Annotated in this window: 19 protein-coding genes; 7 read left to right on the forward strand and 12 right to left on the reverse strand. The window is 41.4% G+C overall.

Annotation, left to right across the window (positions count from 1 at the left end; translation table 11 throughout):
- Positions 1-79 precede the first annotated feature (79 nt).
- Positions 80-553, forward strand: coding sequence for a hydrocarbon-binding protein (locus tag AACU33_RS21920; protein WP_096590649.1), 474 nt, complete (start codon positions 80-82; stop codon positions 551-553).
- A gap of 42 nt (positions 554-595) precedes the next feature.
- Here the strand turns inward: AACU33_RS21920 and AACU33_RS21925 are convergent, their stop codons facing one another.
- The 9 genes from AACU33_RS21925 to AACU33_RS21965 form a co-directional block, all read right to left on the reverse strand.
- Entirely contained in the window at positions 596-1,000 is a 405-nt protein-coding gene (locus AACU33_RS21925) for a ChuX/HutX family heme-like substrate-binding protein (protein ID WP_096595344.1), read from the reverse strand.
- 59 nt (positions 1,001-1,059) lie between these two features.
- Entirely contained in the window at positions 1,060-2,013 is a 954-nt protein-coding gene (locus AACU33_RS21930) for a PhoH family protein (protein WP_096590650.1), read from the reverse strand.
- Between the two features lie 235 nt (positions 2,014-2,248).
- Positions 2,249-2,425: a 30S ribosomal protein S21 gene (gene rpsU, locus AACU33_RS21935; RefSeq protein ID WP_086682879.1), complete on the reverse strand. Its 177-nt coding sequence runs from the start codon at positions 2,423-2,425 to the stop codon at positions 2,249-2,251.
- Between the two features lie 247 nt (positions 2,426-2,672).
- Complete coding sequence (locus AACU33_RS21940; protein ID WP_096590651.1) at positions 2,673-3,110, reverse strand: KH domain-containing protein; 438 nt, start codon at positions 3,108-3,110, stop codon at positions 2,673-2,675.
- Entirely contained in the window at positions 3,070-3,333 is a 264-nt protein-coding gene (gene rpsP, locus AACU33_RS21945) for a 30S ribosomal protein S16 (RefSeq protein WP_096590652.1), read from the reverse strand. Before rpsP ends, AACU33_RS21940 begins: the two co-directional genes overlap by 41 nt.
- Positions 3,334-3,596: 263 nt before the next feature.
- A complete protein-coding gene (gene ffh, locus AACU33_RS21950; protein WP_096590653.1) occupies positions 3,597-5,054 on the reverse strand; it encodes a signal recognition particle protein in 1,458 nt (485 codons plus the stop codon).
- Positions 5,055-5,256: 202 nt separating this feature from the next.
- On the reverse strand, positions 5,257-6,639 hold the full coding sequence (locus AACU33_RS21955; protein ID WP_096590654.1) for an aminopeptidase P family protein: 1,383 nt from the start codon (positions 6,637-6,639) through the stop codon (positions 5,257-5,259).
- A 24-nt stretch (positions 6,640-6,663) separates the two neighbouring features.
- Positions 6,664-6,942, reverse strand: a complete 279-nt coding sequence (locus AACU33_RS21960) for a hypothetical protein (protein ID WP_096590655.1) — start codon at positions 6,940-6,942, stop codon at positions 6,664-6,666.
- A gap of 149 nt (positions 6,943-7,091) precedes the next feature.
- Entirely contained in the window at positions 7,092-7,298 is a 207-nt protein-coding gene (locus AACU33_RS21965; protein ID WP_096590656.1) for a hypothetical protein, read from the reverse strand.
- Between the two features lie 165 nt (positions 7,299-7,463).
- Between AACU33_RS21965 and AACU33_RS21970 the strand changes: the two genes are divergently transcribed.
- From AACU33_RS21970 to AACU33_RS21985, 4 genes are all read left to right on the forward strand, one after another.
- Positions 7,464-7,673: a helix-turn-helix domain-containing protein gene (locus AACU33_RS21970; RefSeq protein ID WP_096590657.1), complete on the forward strand. Its 210-nt coding sequence runs from the start codon at positions 7,464-7,466 to the stop codon at positions 7,671-7,673.
- Between the two features lie 364 nt (positions 7,674-8,037).
- A complete protein-coding gene (locus tag AACU33_RS21975; RefSeq protein WP_096590658.1) occupies positions 8,038-8,847 on the forward strand; it encodes a PhzF family phenazine biosynthesis protein in 810 nt (269 codons plus the stop codon).
- Positions 8,848-8,946: 99 nt separating this feature from the next.
- Positions 8,947-9,807: a DNA-methyltransferase gene (locus AACU33_RS21980; protein ID WP_096590659.1), complete on the forward strand. Its 861-nt coding sequence runs from the start codon at positions 8,947-8,949 to the stop codon at positions 9,805-9,807.
- Positions 9,808-9,927: 120 nt separating this feature from the next.
- Positions 9,928-10,365, forward strand: a complete 438-nt coding sequence (locus AACU33_RS21985; protein ID WP_096590660.1) for a DUF4332 domain-containing protein — start codon at positions 9,928-9,930, stop codon at positions 10,363-10,365.
- A 27-nt stretch (positions 10,366-10,392) separates the two neighbouring features.
- Here AACU33_RS21985 and AACU33_RS21990 read toward each other — a convergent pair whose 3' ends face one another.
- Positions 10,393-11,007, reverse strand: coding sequence for a TetR/AcrR family transcriptional regulator (locus tag AACU33_RS21990; protein ID WP_096590661.1), 615 nt, complete (start codon positions 11,005-11,007; stop codon positions 10,393-10,395).
- Between the two features lie 381 nt (positions 11,008-11,388).
- On the opposite strand from AACU33_RS21990, the gene AACU33_RS21995 reads away from it, so the two are divergent.
- Both AACU33_RS21995 and AACU33_RS22000 read left to right on the forward strand, forming a co-directional pair.
- Entirely contained in the window at positions 11,389-12,936 is a 1,548-nt protein-coding gene (locus AACU33_RS21995; protein ID WP_096590662.1) for a M16 family metallopeptidase, read from the forward strand.
- Between the two features lie 19 nt (positions 12,937-12,955).
- Complete coding sequence (locus AACU33_RS22000; protein WP_339376204.1) at positions 12,956-14,530, forward strand: M16 family metallopeptidase; 1,575 nt, start codon at positions 12,956-12,958, stop codon at positions 14,528-14,530.
- Positions 14,531-14,747: 217 nt separating this feature from the next.
- On the opposite strand, the gene AACU33_RS22005 is transcribed toward AACU33_RS22000, so the two are convergent.
- Together AACU33_RS22005 and AACU33_RS22010 are read right to left on the reverse strand one after the other, a co-directional pair.
- Positions 14,748-15,482, reverse strand: coding sequence for a peptidylprolyl isomerase (locus tag AACU33_RS22005; protein WP_096590663.1), 735 nt, complete (start codon positions 15,480-15,482; stop codon positions 14,748-14,750).
- A gap of 1,776 nt (positions 15,483-17,258) precedes the next feature.
- Positions 17,259-17,648 (reverse strand): HetP family heterocyst commitment protein, encoded by a 390-nt coding sequence (locus AACU33_RS22010; protein WP_096590664.1) that lies wholly within the window; start codon positions 17,646-17,648, stop codon positions 17,259-17,261.
- Positions 17,649-17,711: the final 63 nt, after the last annotated feature.

A 17,711-nucleotide genomic window follows, 5' to 3' on the forward strand; every position in this document is an offset into this window, starting at 1 on the left:
GGAAAAATCTCAAATTCTGTCAATAGATTTTTGACTTTGAAATCTGGATATTTGTGAAAATTGTGGAGAATAATTGTTAATGTTGCGTCCTACTTTAGGAGATTTTAGCAGTATTGTCTGTTTTAAAGCAGCAATTGCGGGTATGGAAGAAGCCTTAGGGGAAAAAGCCACTGCGATCGCTTTGACTGCGGCTGGTCGTACTCGTGGTAAACACCTAGCACAAGAATTAGGCTTAGTAAACACAAGCTTGTCTTTAGATGATGTAGTCTATAAACTCGGATTAGCTTTAGGAAAAGATGGTACACGCTTGTGTATTATTGAGCAAGTCCAGCAAGAAGGCGATGTTATCAAGATTCTTACCTCAGAAACTTTATGCTGTGCTGGAGAAGCTCAAGGTTCTAACCGTAAATGTACTTATACATTAGGTGCTATTTGGGGAGCGCTTGAACTGGCATTTGGTAAGCGTTTTGTAGGCAAACATACGGAATCTGTGCTACATGGTAGTAGTCATGATGTATTTGAGTTTACTGAATTGAGTTGCAATAAAAAATGAAGTAGCGCATGAGGATTTATGCGCTATACCCAATTCCCTTGCTTAAATTTCGGCTGGTAAAGGTTCCCAAACTTCTCCATACTTATCTTTAAGAGCCTGCCAAGTTTCCACCTGGCCTGGTTCATATTCTCCTGGCTTACCCCATTGCAGGAAGAAACTTAAAGCAGGCTCCTGTTTCTCATCCAAAAACCGGATAGCATAAGTTGTAAAGTTACCTCTTTTCGCTTCGCCCGTTTCAAATTTCACTTGTGTAATTTTGTCCATATTCAAGTGAAACTCAAAATCTTCAGCGTGCATATTTGCATATTTACCCTTGGGTATTTCTGCATAAAATAGTTTTTCTACCTTGCTTCTTACTTCTAAGACACCAGCGCTGCTAGTGACTATTAAACGCAAAGTTCCTAAGTTTTCGCAAGCTGTTAAAAATTCTTTTAATGTTGTGGTCATTTGTAATTTGTCCTTTGTCATCTGTCATTTGTTCTTGGAGATTAACCAATGATTCTTGATTATTTCTCGTATTGTTCGTATGCAGCGACGATGCGCTGAACTAGGGGATGACGCACGACATCTTTTTGAGAGAATTCACAAAAAGCAATGCCTTCAACGTTTTTGAGAACGTGTAAAGCTACTGCTAAACCTGATTGTTGGTTTAGGGGTAAATCAGTTTGTGTCATGTCACCTGTAATTACCATACGCGAACGGAAGCCCAAACGAGTCAAAACCATTTTGATTTGAGCAGGTGTGGTATTTTGGGCTTCATCAACAATGACAAAAGCGTTATTTAGGGTGCGTCCCCGCATATAAGCTAGTGGTGCAACTTCAATTACACCACGTTCCATTAAATTGGGCACTTTTTCTGGATCGATGAATTCATTGATCGCATCGTAAAGTGGGCGGAGATAGGGATTAACTTTCTGCTGTAAATCTCCAGGTAAAAAACCGAGTTTTTCGCCAGCTTCAACGGCAGGACGAGTTAAAATCAGCTTTTCAAATTGGTTGGCGAGGAGTGCTTGGACAGCGACAACAACAGCGAGAAATGTCTTACCAGTTCCCGCAGGCCCGGTGCAGAAAATTAGGTCGCGCTTGCGTAGAACATCGATATACTGTCGTTGTCGAAAGGTTTTGGCACGGATTTCTTCACCGCGTCGAGTTCTGGCGAGGATATCTCGCTGTAAATCTTGCAGTTCCCCTTCTCGATGCGTATCTAGGGCTTGACGAGCTGTGGAAATGTCGGCACTAGAGATAGTGTTACCTTTAATCCAGATGTCTTCAAGCGATCGCACTAATCGCGAAGCTAGATCGATTTGCTTTGGTGTGCCGGAAATATGTAAGTCCTGTCCGCGTAGTACTAAGCTAGCCCCTGTTTGCTGGGATAGGAGTTTGAGGTTTTCTTCTCCATCGCCAGCTAGAGCGATCGCGCTGGGAATATTCGGCAGCTCAATTTTCAACGACTCTGCCATAGTAATTTTTTAATATATAAGAAGTATTTAGAATATTTCAGCAAAATTATGAAAAATTTTCTTGTTGAACTATGCTTTTAATTTATTTGTGCCCCTATACTCGCCTTCAGGGGAAAAGTAGAGACACGAGCGATCGCATCTCTACTTTGTTTAGGTTTGCTCTCAAAATAGTTTCAAACCTAAGATTGCCCAATTAATACAAGTTAACCGCATTCATCAAAGACACTACTATAACTTAGTAGCGGACACCTTTGCGTGCGGCTTCCTCTTTGCGCTTGCGTCGTAAGCTAGGCTTTTCATACCTTTCCCGACGTCTGACTTCGGACAAAATTCCGGCTTTTTGAATTTTCTTTTTAAAACGTCTAAGAGCTGAGTCAATTGACTCGTTCTCACCTAAACGAACTTCGGCCACTCCCTGGTTTCACCTCCTGACAGAGATTGTTCAGAGTTACATATAATTATCGCTAACTACAAGCAATATGGCGATCGCTTCTCTTGATGAGAAACACCCATCTGTTCAATCCTCAAAAGGATTTCGAGCATTTTATCTTAACGCCACTGATGCCAGATTACCAAATTTAGTTGGTTTTGCATCATTCCCATTTACTAGTATGTCTGGGCGGAGAGGAAAACGCCCAGACTGGTTATCAAGTTTCAACCTAGCGGGTACGGGGTTTAGCGATCGGCCTGGGTGTGTTGTTTCCGTTTCCACGTCGTTCTCTTGATTTGGGCGGCGGTAATCGCTCTTCCCGTTCTTCATCAAAAGATGCGCCTTCTCGTGAGGCGCTACTGCCATAGATATCCAGATATACTGATTGTCCAGCCAATTCGGCCGCTGCGGCAATTACCGTGCGAATCGCCTGTATATTGCGTCCTCCCCGACCAAACACTTTCCCTTTATCTGCGCTGTCAAAAGCAATGCGAATCCAAGCCTTTTGAAGGCTCTGAGAAATTTCACAATCGACGCTTAAAGACGCTGGTGACTCTAAAAACGGCTGTATTAAAAACCTTACCAACCCCTCGTAATTGGGGCTGGCTGTGGAGGATTTTTCGGCACTATGATGCGGCTGTTGTGGCACTGACCTGTTCAAAAACATTGGCTTTTACGAGGATGCGACGGACTGTGTCAGTCGGTTGAGCGCCTTGTTGTAGTCGCTTAACGATGCCGGGAACGTCCAATCTTACTTCATCCGTTCTGGGGTTGTAGAATCCCAGTTCTTCTAAGGGACGACCATCGCGGCGAGCGAGGCTGTTAATAGCTATGATGCGGTAACTCGCTTCCCGCTTTTTACCGTATCGCTTCAAGCGCAGTTTGATCATGATTGAAGAATCGTTCTCCTGTTTCGTAGATATGATTTGAGGTCAACAGTCAAAAGACTTTTTTAGTTATAGCTTTTGACTTTCATCAAGAAGCAACCTAACTCTGCTGTTGCCAAGAAAGTAAGGCTGAACTTCTTTTAGGCACAATTTTCCATCCTGGAATGCTAATTTTAGCACTTCCTGAGCATTAATTGCTATTGGTCAATGGTCATTTGTCCTTTGTCAGTTGTTTAAGCTAATGACTAATGACAATTGACTCTTGATTAAAGATTCCCGAAGCCTTTCTTTTTTTTCTCTTTCTTTTTCTTTTTCGCGGCTGGGTTGCCAGTGTAACCTCGCCATCCGGGGGCGGCGGGACGATTGCCTGCTCCGGCGAAGGCGTTGCCCATACCACCACCGAACATTCCGGGCATCCCGCCAAATTGACCTTGACCCATTTGCTGCATAAGCGATCGCATTTTCTGGAAATCAGCAACTAATTTACTCACGTCGGACTCTTTGTAGCCAGATCCAGTCGCAATCCGTCGCCGTCTGCTAGGAGAACTCGCTAATAAATCCGGGTCGTGACGTTCTTGGCGGGTCATGGAGTTAATCATGGCTTCACAGCGTTTTAGCTGGGTTTCTCCATGCTTTAGCTGGTCATCGGAAAGCTTATTCATTCCGGGAATCATCTTGATGATCCCACCCAGCGATCCCATGTTTTTCAACAGGCGCAGTTGCTTGAGAAAGTCGGTGAAGTCAAACTTCGCTGACAGGATTTTCTCCTGCATTTTCTCGGCATCTGCCAAGTCAATTTCTTCCTGGGCTTTTTCTACCAAGGTCAAGACATCGCCCATACCCAAAATCCGCGATGCCATGCGGTCTGGGTAAAATGGTTGCAGCGCCTCGACTTTCTCGCCTACGCCCACAAACTTAATAGGCGCACCGGAGATTTGACGTACTGAAAGTGCAGCACCACCACGGCTATCACCATCTAGCTTGGTAAGAATTGCTCCAGTAATCCCGATTTGCTCGTGAAAGGTACGGGTAAGATTTGCGGCTTCCTGACCAGTCATGGAGTCCACAACTAGTAAGGTTTCGTGAGGCTGAACTGTTGCTTTAATCTGGGCTAGTTCTGCCATCATGTCTTCGTCAATTTGCAGACGCCCAGCAGTATCGATGATTACCGTATTCACGCCTTCTGCCCTTGCGCGTTCTACACCTTGGCGGGCAATTTCTACTGGGTCGGCGTCGCTTCCCAGTTCAAATACAGGTACATCAATTTGCTTACCTAAAGTTATGAGCTGATCGATCGCGGCTGGGCGATATACGTCTGTGGCGACTAACAAGCAGCTGCGGTCTAATTTACGTAGATGTAAAGCTAACTTAGCAGTAGCGGTAGTTTTACCAGTACCTTGCAACCCAGCCATCAGCACAATGGTAGGTTCTCCCTGCACTTCTGCGAGGGGAACATTTTCCTCCCCCATCACCTGCACCAGTTCATCGTAAACAATTTTGATGAACTGTTGGTCAGGTCGCACGCCAGCGATCACCTCAGATCCCTGTGCCTTGGCTTCGACTTCGGTAATAAAATCTTTGACTACCTGGAGGTTGACATCTGCTTCCAACAAAGCGCGGCGAACTTCTCGCAAAGCGTCTTGAATGTTGGATTGAGAAATTTTATCTTGTCCGCGGAGTTTCTTCCAGGCAGATTCTAAACGATCGGCTAATGCATCAAACATAATTTCGATTACAGATAGTAAGCCAGTAGGAATTTTGGGTAGAGTTTGAACGTGCTATTTACCAGCTTAGTAGTTTTCCCACCGACTTGAGCAACCTGATACTTATCTGTGTTGGGGTGGTAAACCGTCCTTTGTCTGTAAATTTTGATTTTTATGGACAAAACCACAGATAAACACAAATAAATTATCTGTGGTTGCAAAATCAGGAAGCAATCAGTTCCTCCACAGCACTAGCTTGATTTGGTAACGCGGCTGTTAACACTTCGCTACCATCTGCTGTAACTAAAACATCATCTTCGATGCGGATTCCGCGCACATCGGCAAACTGTGATAAACGCTTCCAATCGACAACATTCTGATACTTGGAACTTTGTTTAGCCTCATTTAAAATTGCTGGGACTTGATAAAACCCAGGCTCAATTGTAACTAGCATTCCGGGACGCAGGGGACGATTTAAACGCAGGTAGCCTAAGCCAAAGCGATCGCTTCTTGTGCGCCCTTCTTCATATCCTGCTAAATCGCCTAAATCCTCCAGATCGTGAACATCCAAGCCGAGGAGATGTCCAATACCGTGAGGGAAAAACAAAGCGTGGGCATCTAGTTCTACTAAATCTTGGGCATTTCCTTTTAAAATTCCTAAATCTACTAAACCTTCAGCAATAACTGTGGCAGCTAAAAGATGAATATCGCCATACTCAACACCAGGGCTGATTTTGGCAATACAAGCATCATGGGCTGCTAGCACAACATCATAAATATCTCTTTGGGTAGATGTAAACTTACCGGAAACTGGCCAAGTACGGGTAATATCTGCTGCCCACCCCATCTCAGTTTCAGCACCAACATCAGCTAGCAGTAAATCGCCTGGTTGCAGTGGATGGTGATACTGCTCGTTGTGCAAAACTTCGCCGTGGACGGTGACAATACTGTTATAAGAAGTAGTCATGTTATGGGCAATGATTACACCTTCCATCGCCCCACGAACTTCTGCTTCTCGTTTAGCTTTGGGCGTTGCTGCCATACCCACTTTATGTGCTTCCACACTCACAGCTGCTGCTTTGCGTAACTCAGCTAATGCACCTTCGTCATGAGAGAGGCGTAAGGCAACAACAACCTTAGCTAACTCTAAATCAATTCCTTGGGGTGGATTTTGTGGTAAAACCCATCTATTTAATAGCTGTGATTGCTTTGTCCAAGTAGCCGCATCCTGCACGGCAATTGTCGCTGCTTCTGCTACCAAAAACTCTAATTCTGCCATTGGTTTAGTAGCATCTGCCCCAATAATTTGGGCAATTTCCTCACGCTTGGGCATTTCTCCATGCCAAAGGGCGCTGCTAGGTTGCGGATCGTCCATGAATAACTCTAGCTTTCCGCCTTCTAAGCGAATTGCCGCATTGGGCAAAGGGAGTCCAGCAAAATAGAGGAAATGGCTATTAGCGCGAAATGGATATGCATTAGCAGCAAAATTGCGTGGACTGCTGCTTCCTGACCAAAGAATTACGGGAAAATCAATTAGTTGAGCTAGTCGTTGTCGCCGTTGACGTAAAATATCAACCAGAGAACTATAGGCGTTGTGGATAACCATAAATAGAAACTCAAACGCTTTTATTTAATCTTTATCTTCATTGTCTTTATCATTTTTCTCGTCGTTCTCATCTTTACCGTCATTATCTTTTTTGTCGTCGTCATCTTTGTCGTTCTGCTTAACCTGTTGAGGATTTCGGGTAGGTTGATTTTCGTACTGTTCTTTTTGTTGCTCAGTTTGATTGAGTGGGTTCTGTACTTCAGTACCGCAACTAACTAATCCTGAGGAAATTATTACTAAGTTAATAGCAGCAAAAATAACACCAGCGATCTTTATCCTCAAGTTTTGGTTCTGATTTATCATTGCCCGAACCTTTAAATGCTAGGTTTGCTCATTTCTGATATGGTAACTAAATTAAGAATCTAAAATAGTCGATGGTTGTTTATTATTGCGCGATCGCCTAAAAGCTATCAAGCCAATAATGCGATCGCTTTATGTCAGTCTGAAGCTTTTTAATCCCTGTGCAATTCTGCGTTAACTACTGAGTCAAATACAATTAAATGGGTATTATTAGGTACTAACTTCCGCAAAATCTGTAAATAACCGTCTGCATCTTGCCGTCGATGAAACCTAGCAACTACTATTGTTTGCATATTTGGTAGCTGCCGAACAATACACCAAGGATGAGTATTTGATTTTGGCTGCAACGTTGATATCATATAGCAATCCTTCCCACTAAGTGGGATGCGTGAATAATAGCGATCGCTCTGTTAGTTTTCCAGGCTCATCGGGCGATCGCTTTTGATGTTGTTGATCTTTAAGGTGGAGTTCCACCTGATATTAATTATTAAAAGGTGGAATCCCGCCTTTGTCAAGATGAAAAAATGGGGCTAGTTAGACTAAAAATTAGAGAACTTGCAGCAGAAAGAAGTTGGACAATCAAAGAGGTGGCTGAACGTGCCAATGTCAACTACAACACAGTGAAAAGTTACGCCCGACACCCTGGGATGAATATGGTTGACCTAACTGCTGTTCAAAAAATAGCCCGTGCTTTTGGTGTATCAATTGAAGAATTGATGGAAGTCGTGGAATAGAATCTCGCACTTAGTAGTATAATTGTGCTTTTAAATATCAACTTAGGCAGACATTGCTATTTTGGCGCTTAAATTCGCTAAAATCTCTATCATGATTGACCACGAATGAGCTACGCGAACGCCTATTTAAAGAACTTCTTTCTAACTTCTTTCCAGAATTTATCGAGCTATTTTTCCAGATTTTACAACTACTACTGATTTAGAAGCTTGGTTTGAAAGTAGATAGTTAGGTTATTTCTTGTCTTAAATATTAGTAATTAAGAGCGATCGCATCTTAGAGGCAACAGTCTTTTTTGATGATTGATAATCTTAAATAGCTTAATAACTCTGCTTGCTCAAAAATCATTCAAATCAGCGTGACACTATGGGACAAATCATTACACAAGTAGATGCTTTCACCAATACACCATTTACAGGAAATCCGGCTGCTGTTTGTGTTTTAACTGCGCCCCAAAGCGATCGCTGGATGCAGAATGTAGCGCAGGAGATGAATTTATCGGAGACGGCTTTTCTCATCAAACAGGATGATGGCTTTAATCTGCGCTGGTTTACCCCGACGGTGGAAGTACCGCTTTGTGGTCATGCAACCTTAGCTAGTGCCCATGTACTCTGGACTGAGGCTTATTTGTTACCGGATGAAATTGCCCGTTTCTATACGAAAAGCGGTGTGTTGATTGCCAAACGCCAAGTTAACTGGATTGAGTTAGATTTTCCTGTCAATCATTCACAAGCAACTGTTGCACCAGAAGAACTAAGTCAAGCTTTGAGTGTAGAGTGTAAATCTGTTTTGCAGAATTCCCTTGGTTATTTGGTGGAAGTGGAGTCTGAGGATTTGGTACGACAATTACAGCCCAATTTTCAACAATTGAGAACTTTGCCTGTGTCTGATGTAATTGTCACCAGCGTTGCTAAAGCTGATTCCGAGTACGATTTTGTTTCTCGCTTTTTTGCGCCGGGATTGGGTATTAATGAAGATCCGGTGACTGGGGCGGCGCATTGCTGTCTTGCTCCTTTTTGGCGCGATCGCTTGGGTAAGGATGAGTTCTTGGCTTATCAAGCATCCAGTCGTGGGGGGGTAGTGAAGGTACGGTATACGGGAGGCGATCGCGTCTTTTTAGCGGGACAAGCTGTTACTGTATTGCGCGGGGAATTAATTACAATTAATAAGCAATAGTATCTTATAGATTTTATTTGTGAAAATACAAGATACAGATCCCCGAATTCTTGAAGAAGTCGGGGATATTGTTGTTAAAGACTGACTGATATTGAACCGATGAAATTATTCTATTCTCATGAAAATGGCGAACTCTGGCAAGGAGATGCAATCGAGTGGCTGCGTAATTTAGATATAGAATCGGTTGATTTAGTTATTGCTGACCCGCCATATAATATAAAAAAAGCCGAGTGGGATACATTTGAATCTCAAGCAGCTTACGTGCAATGGTCTTTAACTTGGATTGAACAGGTATCCCGAATTCTTAAGCCTACTGGAAGTTTTTATATTTGTGGTTTCTCGGAAATATTAGCCGATCTAAAATTACCTGCTTCGCGTTTTTTTCAAGGGTGTCGTTGGTTAATTTGGCATTACAAGAATAAGGCAAATTTATCAAATGATTGGGGACGCTCCCATGAAAGTATTTTACATTTCCGAAAATCAAAATCTTTCTATATGGATATCGAAAATATCAGAATTTTATATGGAGAACATACTTTAAAATATCCATCTCATCCGCAGGCGATAACTAGTCAGTATGGAAATAATGGCAAGAATAACGGCAAAACTTGGAATCCTCATTCTAAGGGTGCTAAACCAAGGGATGTGATTGAAATTCCTACAACTTGTAATGGAATGAATGAAAAGACAAAACATCCTACACAAAAACCAGAAGAACTGATTAGAAAATTTATTCTCGCTTCATCCAAACGCCAGGATATTGTAATTGACCCGTTTTTAGGTTCGGGAACTACAGCTGTAACTGCCGAACAATTAGGCAGAAGATGGTTAGGATGTGATATTAATTCTGAATATTTAGAATTAGCAGTTCAACGGATCAAGAATGCCAATCGCATGAGTGATGAAGAATGGTTTTGGTTTGATAGAAAAAATGAAGAGCGTAGGAAAAAAATTAGATAATACTATTTTTGATTCAGATTCCCGACTTTTTAAATAAGTTGGGAATCTCAGTAAGTCAATTTTCACAAATAATTATTCTGCGGCACAATAGTTAAAGAAGCCCTGATTTAAATTAAAGAAATGTCTCCTAAACAAACTGCTAGTAGAAACTCTATTCAAGCCTGTGACTGGCCGATTGAACAACTACCTGGATTAAGCGAAGAAGAACAATCTCGATTGCAAAATTGTGGAATTACAACTACACAAGCATTATTTAAGCAGGGGAAAACTCAAGAGGCTAGGCTGGCGTTAGCCAATAAATTACAAGTTCACCTTCAGTATGTAAATAAATGGGTAGCTTTGGCAGATTTAGCACGAATTCCCACTGTAGGGACGCAATATTGTGGTTTATTGTTACACGCTGGGATTGGTTCTGTAGCGCAATTGGCTCAGGTTCCCTCTCATCGATTACACCAACAAATTTTACGCTTGCAGGTAGCAACAATGCAGCGACGAGATTTGTGTCCGGCGATTGAATTGGTACAACAGTGGAGTTACCAAGCGCGACAAATAACTTAAAAGCTAATTTTGGGAATTTTGAATTTTTTATTCTTTTGCTAGTACACCATTGAGGAAAATATCAGCTAATCCTTCTGCCATGTGCTGCATTTCTTGGGGGGAAGCGTCGGGTTCCATGAGAGTATTGTTGGAAAAACCTGCGATCGCAAACATTCCCAAGAATACTTTAGCAACTAATTTGGCATCCGTTTGGCGATAAATGCCTTTGTCCATCGCAGTTTGGAAGAAAGCCTCGGCAACATCGCTCATTTTATTAATCACATCCGATTGAATGCGATCGCGCAAGTCTGGGTGAAACTGCACTTCCATAAAACAAACGCGCATCAAATCGGCATTTTTCTGGAAATTCCACATCCGGCGGCGCATTACCTGAGCCACAGCCTTATAACTACCCATTTCGCTCAATTCTGTGAGCAAATCTGTGAGAATATCTACCCAACCGCTAGTGGCTACTTCTATCAAAATCGCCTTTTTATTGGGAAAATGGCGAAATAAGGTGCCCTCAGCCACCCCGGCGGCCTGTGCTAAGTCGCGGGTTGTAGTACCATCAAAACCTTGAGAGGCAAACAATTTTTGTGCCGCTTGTAAAATGCGGGTACGTGTCTGCGCCTCTGAGGGGGGAGGAGAATTAAAAACTCGCATAGTAGTTATTGGCAGATCTCCGGAACACGACTTGTAGCATTATTGTCTAACGTTCAGTACAAAAAGCACAGAAAGCTTAATACAAGATTAACGCTCTGTTTCTCAATTTGCCTGCCTCATAGGTATTAAATAATTAGTAGTTCGTAATTCTTAATTCGTAATTTATGTTTTGTGAAAGTGATTTAGCGCCAAACCGCAGCGGAAGTTGCTTCTGTATCTGGCTTTCGCAACAGATACCAAACACAAAACAAGCTGTTTATATAATGCATTACGAATTACGAATTAGTAATTACGAATTATGATGAAACTTTACTTTAATTGCCGCTTATGAATCAGCCCAATTGCTTGTCAGCAATTTTATCTTCGTCAAAGAAGGTATCCATGATACTTTACCGAATGTTTGCGACTTTGTTAGTGCTAACAATGTTCTGGTGTGGTTTACTCCCAGAAGTTGCTTTAGCTCAGACTCAAAGAACGCTATCACCTAGCAAAACTCCGACTTCGATTCAACCTTATCTAGATCGGGTAGTTAAGCAGTTGACGGAGTTTCGCCTCGACAATGGTTTGAAATTCATTGTTTTAGAACGACATCAAGCCCCTGTAGTTTCCTTTCTGACTTATGCTGATGTCGGTGGAGTGGATGAGCCAGATGGTAAAACTGGTGTAGCACACTTTCTAGAACATTTAGCTTTCAAAGGTACAAAGCGCATTGGTACAAAAGACTACAATGCGGAAAAACCACTGCTAGAAAGACTGCAAAAGTTAGATGCGCAGATTAAAGCCGCGAAAGCGAGTGGCAAAAAAGATGAAACTGTCAAGTTGCAAGCTGAGTTTGAGCAAGTGGAATCAGAAGCCGCCAAGTTAGTTCAGCAAAATGAAATGGGGCGAATTGTTGAACAAGCTGGAGGTGTGGGTTTAAATGCCAATACTTCTACGGAAGCCACACGTTATTTTTACAGCTTTCCCTCGAATAAGTTGGAACTGTGGATGTCGCTAGAATCAGAGCGATTTCTCGAACCTGTTTTTCGCGAGTTTTATAAAGAAAAAGAGGTGATTTTAGAAGAACGGCGGTTGCGGGTAGAGAATTCACCCATCGGCTTAACGATCGAGAAATTTATCGATGCGGCTTATAAAGTGCATCCTTACAGGCGTCCGGTGATTGGTTATGACCAAGATATCCGCAACCTGACACCAGAAGATGTGCAAAAGTTTTTTAACAATTATTATGTACCCAGCAATTTAGCGATCGCTATTGTGGGAGATGTGAAACCAGCTGAAGTCAAAAGGCTGGCACAAATCTACTTTGGACGCTTTCCGGCAAAATCAAAAGCTGTTGAGCAAATCGCCAAAGAACCCAAACAAACACAAACGCGAGAAGTTACTGTAGAACTACCTTCCCAACCTTGGTATTTAGAAGGCTATCACCGTCCCGCAGTTACCCATCCAGATAATGCTGTGTATGAAATCATTGGCAGTTTATTGAGTAACGGACGCACATCGCGGTTGTATAAATCTTTGGTAGAAAAGCAGCGTTTGGCGTTAAGTGCCCAAGGTTTTAGCGGATTTCCTGGTGATAAGTACCCAAATCTGATGCTATTTTATGCGCTCACTGCTCCCGGACATACAGTTGATGAGGTGGCGGTGGCTTTGCGTCAGGAAATTGACAGATTGAAAACTGAACCTGTGACAGACAAGGAATTGCAGCGCGTGAAAACCCAAGCACGAGCAGGTTTGTTACGTACCCTCGATTCCAATATGGGGATGGCGCAGCAATTGTTGGAATATGAGGTGAAAACTGGCTCTTGGCGGAATTTGTTTAAGCAATTGGATGAAATTGCAGCTGTGACAACTGCTGATATTCAAAGAGTGGCGAAAGCATCGTTTACAGCAGAAAATCGCACGATTGGCAAGTTGTTGTCTAAGGCATAATAAACCGCGAAGGGAAGAGATGAAAAAAGATATGCACAGGTATCAGGTGAAGGGTAAAAAACAAGTGGCGTTCACAATCACGCCACTTGCTACAACGCGGGGAACCCGCGCAACGCAGTGGCTCCGAAATGGCAAGAGGCTGATTTATGCGTTGGTTGTTGCTTTTGCCTTTTTACTTTTAACTTTTAATTTTTCTGGGGCGGCGACGGCGGCGGCTAAACACTACACTGAATTGCAGCTACCACCCTTACCGCAGATTAAGCTACCCAAGTATGAGCGCTTTGTCATGCAAAATGGCATGGTTGTCTATTTGATGGAAGATCGCGAGCTACCGTTAGTAGGTGGTACGGCGTTGGTACGTACTGGGAGTCGCTTGGAACCAGCAGATAAAGTGGGCTTGGCTAACTTTACAGGTGAGGTAATGCGGACTGGGGGGACGAAGCAGCATTCGCCTGATGAACTCAATGAAATCTTGGAACAACGGGCAGCTTCGGTGGAAACTGGGATTGGTGAAACCTCTGGTAGCGCTAGCTTTGAAGCCCTCACTGAAGATTTAGAAACAGTGTTCGATCTATTTGTTGAGGTGCTGCGAGAACCAGTATTTGCTCAAGAAAAGTTAGATTTGCAAAAGACGCAGGAGAAGGGTAGTATTGCGCGCCGCAATGACGATCCTAACTCTATAGCTATTCGCGAATTTCGCAAATTAATCTATGGGAAAGAGAGTCCTTATGCTCGCACAACAGAATATGCTTCTGTAGATAATATTTCTCGTGAGGATTTGCTCAAGTTTTACCAGCAATATTTCTACCCGAATAATATTATTCTGGGGATTTTGGGAGATTTTGATTCTAAGAAAATGCGATCGCTCATTCAAGCAAAGTTGGGCGATTGGAAACCTAACCCCAAACTTGCTAAACCCCAGTTACCAGAAGTTTCCCAAGCCAAAACTGGCGGTGTCTTTTTTGTGAATCAGCCGCAATTAACTCAAAGTAATATCTACCTTGGACATTTAGGCGGAAAATTTGACAATCCTGACTATGCAGCTTTGGATGTATTGAATGGCGTGTTAAATGGATTTGGCGGACGCTTATTTAATGAAGTGCGATCGCGTCAAGGTTTAGCTTATTCAGTATACGGTCAATGGAGTCCCCGCTACGATTATCCGGGAATGTTCGTTGCTGGGGGACAAACGCGATCGCAAACTACTGTGCAATTTGTCAAAGCCTTACAAGCTGAAATTAAGCGCATCCAAACTCAACGAGTCACAGCCAAAGAACTAGCTTTTGCTAAAGAGTCTACACTAAATTCCTTTGTTTTCAATTTTGAAGACCCTAACCAAACTATTTCACGGTTGATGCGATATGAGTATTACGGCTATCCTACTGATTTCTTATTTCGCTATCAAAAAGCTGTAGCAGCCACAACAGCAGCTGATGTCCAGCGAGTCGCAAAGCAATATCTCAAACCAGAAAATCTAGTAACTTTGGTTGTCGGAAATCAAACAGCCATTCAACCACCTTTGACACAGCTAGCAACACAAGTAACGCCCATAGATGTGACTATTCCGCCTGCACAACCACAGGCTAAAAATTAATATCTATAACTTTTCTCTCATAAGTTGTAGTTAAATTATCTGTAGAGATGCGAGAAATTGCGTCTCTATTTTTTTATTTACCCTTTATTTAGGTAAAGTAAATGGCATAAGAGAACAGGTTTTTAATTAAATTTAAGTTTTGTAATATATTTTTATTTATTTGCACTGTTCTACTTAAATATATGATTCTTAATATTCGCCTGCTGCCCTCTACCTATTATGAAGCACTGAGAACATATTCTAGTTCATTAGCCAGCCAATTTTGAAACATATTATCGAGAATTTCTTGATACCTTTCCGGTGTTAATGTAGCTGGCATAAACTCTTCAACCATAAAAATATGATAGCCTTGTTCAGTTGTTAATGGCCCGATCAATTCATTAACAGGCGTACTAAAGACAGCAGCCGCAATATCCGGTTCTAAATCAAAACGGTAAATATTACCTTCATAACCACACTTTTTTCGCCGCTGTATGTCTATATCATATAGATGGGCAGCATCATAAAAGCTGATTTCGCCTTCTTCAATTTGATAATAAATTTCTTGCGCCAATTTTTCTGATTCAACAAGGATTTGGTAAAGGCTAACTCGCTCGAATTCTAACCGATTTTCGACAAAGAAAGGTTCTACATCTTTACCGAACATTGCCTCAGCTAATTTTTGCGCCAATAAGCGATCGCGAATTCCTACTTCCCAATCATCGGGAGAAATTAATTGATCGGCTAACCATGCTAGTGTATCTGCTGCCTTTTCTAAATGCTTTTGGCGTCGTTGGCGATTGGCTTCCGCTTCAATTTCCTCGGTTGTAACAGTTATCCCTCTTTCTTGGGCTGCATAATTTATCAATCTTTTATACAAAACATTTTGATATACTTCTTTGAAATTCATTTCGCTTTTAAGGAAGTTTACAATTTCCTCAGCTTCAACAACTATTCTTAAAATATTAGTCATTTAGATTTACGATTTACAGTTAATAGCTCTAAGATTAATTAGTTAGTTAATATCTTCAGTATGCAATACTTTAAGCTCGACTTTATCAAAGTGAAAGTAAAGTAATACCACGTTCTCATGAAGATGCAGTTATTAGCTTGCTTCCTCAGGGATTTTTAGTATAACTGAGGTATTGCATTCTTGCACTTTCACGACTAATAAACTTTCCGAGGGATATATTTCAGTAAGTTAGGAATCCTATCTAGTCGGCTATGGACTCTCAAAAGTAAGAGATCGAAAATGTATGCAGGCGATCGCATAACTTTTCAGTCTCCTGACAGTATGATTGCTAGACAGAAATCCGATCTATGCCCATAGCCTGAGTAGTTGTTCTTCCTCCCAACTTTCCCATCGCTAGATACTCTCACTATTAGTTAGCACTCTACTGTAATGAGAGCGCCTATAACCTCCACAATTAGCTGAAATCCGTGCCATCTCTTGCAAACAGCTTAACATTTCGCAATTATCAGTTAGAAATTTACTCCTATCTGCTACCAAGATAATTTCAATCTGACGGCAGTATTTAAGCTGTATATCTGCTTGCAAAAAGCGTGATTTTGGATGAGAAATTTGTGTATTCAAAAGTTAAAAGCTTGACTTTAAGCTATGTGAAACACATCTCAAATCTATCTTCTTTGCTAAATAAAAACTGGAAGCTAGCTAATTTTTCTAGCATCCAGTCCTGATTAGATCGATTACTAATTTCTAAAACAGCCATAATCCCGTTTAGGAAGACAGGGATTACGATAGTCGTTTATAGAAGCGTAAGAGTTACAAGTTCTACCAACATTATCGACGATTTAACTGTCACTTTTTCAATTTCCAACTTTGCTAACAGTGTTATATATAGCTTTTTGGGCTAAAGCCATACCAACTACAATTTCACTATCTCTAAAATAGGTGAGAGCAATTCAAAGTTTGCAATAGAGGAAGCCACTACTCCTAACTTTTATTAGCTCAAGCTGTTTGAGAAAAGGAACCACCAGCAGCAACAGTTAGAGTTTCGGTCTTGGTGTTGGAGTTATTTACTCTATAAGACGTTGACAGATTCACCAATCAGATTAATATATTTCACAATTGGAACTCATCATTTATTTGGTTCCCATACGTGAAATTGGCTTGTCAATCAACTATGTTTAAGTTGGCATATATAATTTATAGAATTTTATCGCTAGATAATTGCCAATTTGGCACATTTTATCAAAAAAGTTGGCGTTCAATTTAATAAACTTTAATTGTAGATAAATTGGCTGATGATTTACTCATATTTTTCGCTAAATATGTTGCATTTATATCATATTAAGACAGCTTTATACGGTTTATTGAACATCATTTATAAGTTATAATGGAGAACCACAGCAAAAACAAAATTCAACTTTAATATACATCTGATAAAAATAGCATAAGCATGAGTTATATGTTTTGCATTCCCAGGATTTTGGGCAATGCATAATTAATTTCTCCAAATGTCTAATATTGGAATTTAGCAAAGAGCAGTCCCCCTAAAGGAGGGGGACGCTAAATCGAGGAGTTTTTAAGGTCGCAACCACAAAGCGAATCTTTAGGCTAGATTTTTACAAGCAGTCCATTCAACAGCAAAACAGCATAATAAAACTGCCGTGCTAAGGTGATTAATCTGCATGGCAAACATACAGCTACTAACTGAACTGCGATTCTAGAGCTATTTGATTAAATATGCCAGAAATTCCCATCAGAACCGAGAGGCATTTCTAGAAGTTATTGAACTTTCTTTGTTAGCCACTGCTCTTTATTACGAATTTCTGCTTTTTGCTTGCTCACAACTTCCAGATAAGTCACATCTTTAATTTTACTTAAGCTGTTTGGCGAAATATTAGTATCAGTCCTTTTCTCCGTAGATTGTTTAGTAAGGCTCATACTAGGATTTTGTTGGGAGTGAGACCGACTCATCAAAGAGTTTTCTTTGAGTAATCGATTGTATGTACGGTAAGGAATGTAATGTAAAGGATTGTAGCCAGCAAAACGCAGCATTAAAACACAAGCCCATGAATACTTTCCCGCCAGAATCGCTTCAACTACTTGGTCAAACTGTTCGGGATGCATTGAGTCCTTTAATTTGCTACTAATGCCAGGAATCTCTTGGTTCATAGTGTTATTTGTCTAGTTATTGAAGTAAACCGATTTAGTGTCTGCGGTTTTTGAAATTTGAGT

Origin of the sequence: Calothrix sp. NIES-2098 (assembly GCF_963875125.1) — a bacterium.
In the GTDB taxonomy this organism is placed as follows: domain Bacteria; phylum Cyanobacteriota; class Cyanobacteriia; order Cyanobacteriales; family Nostocaceae; genus Aulosira.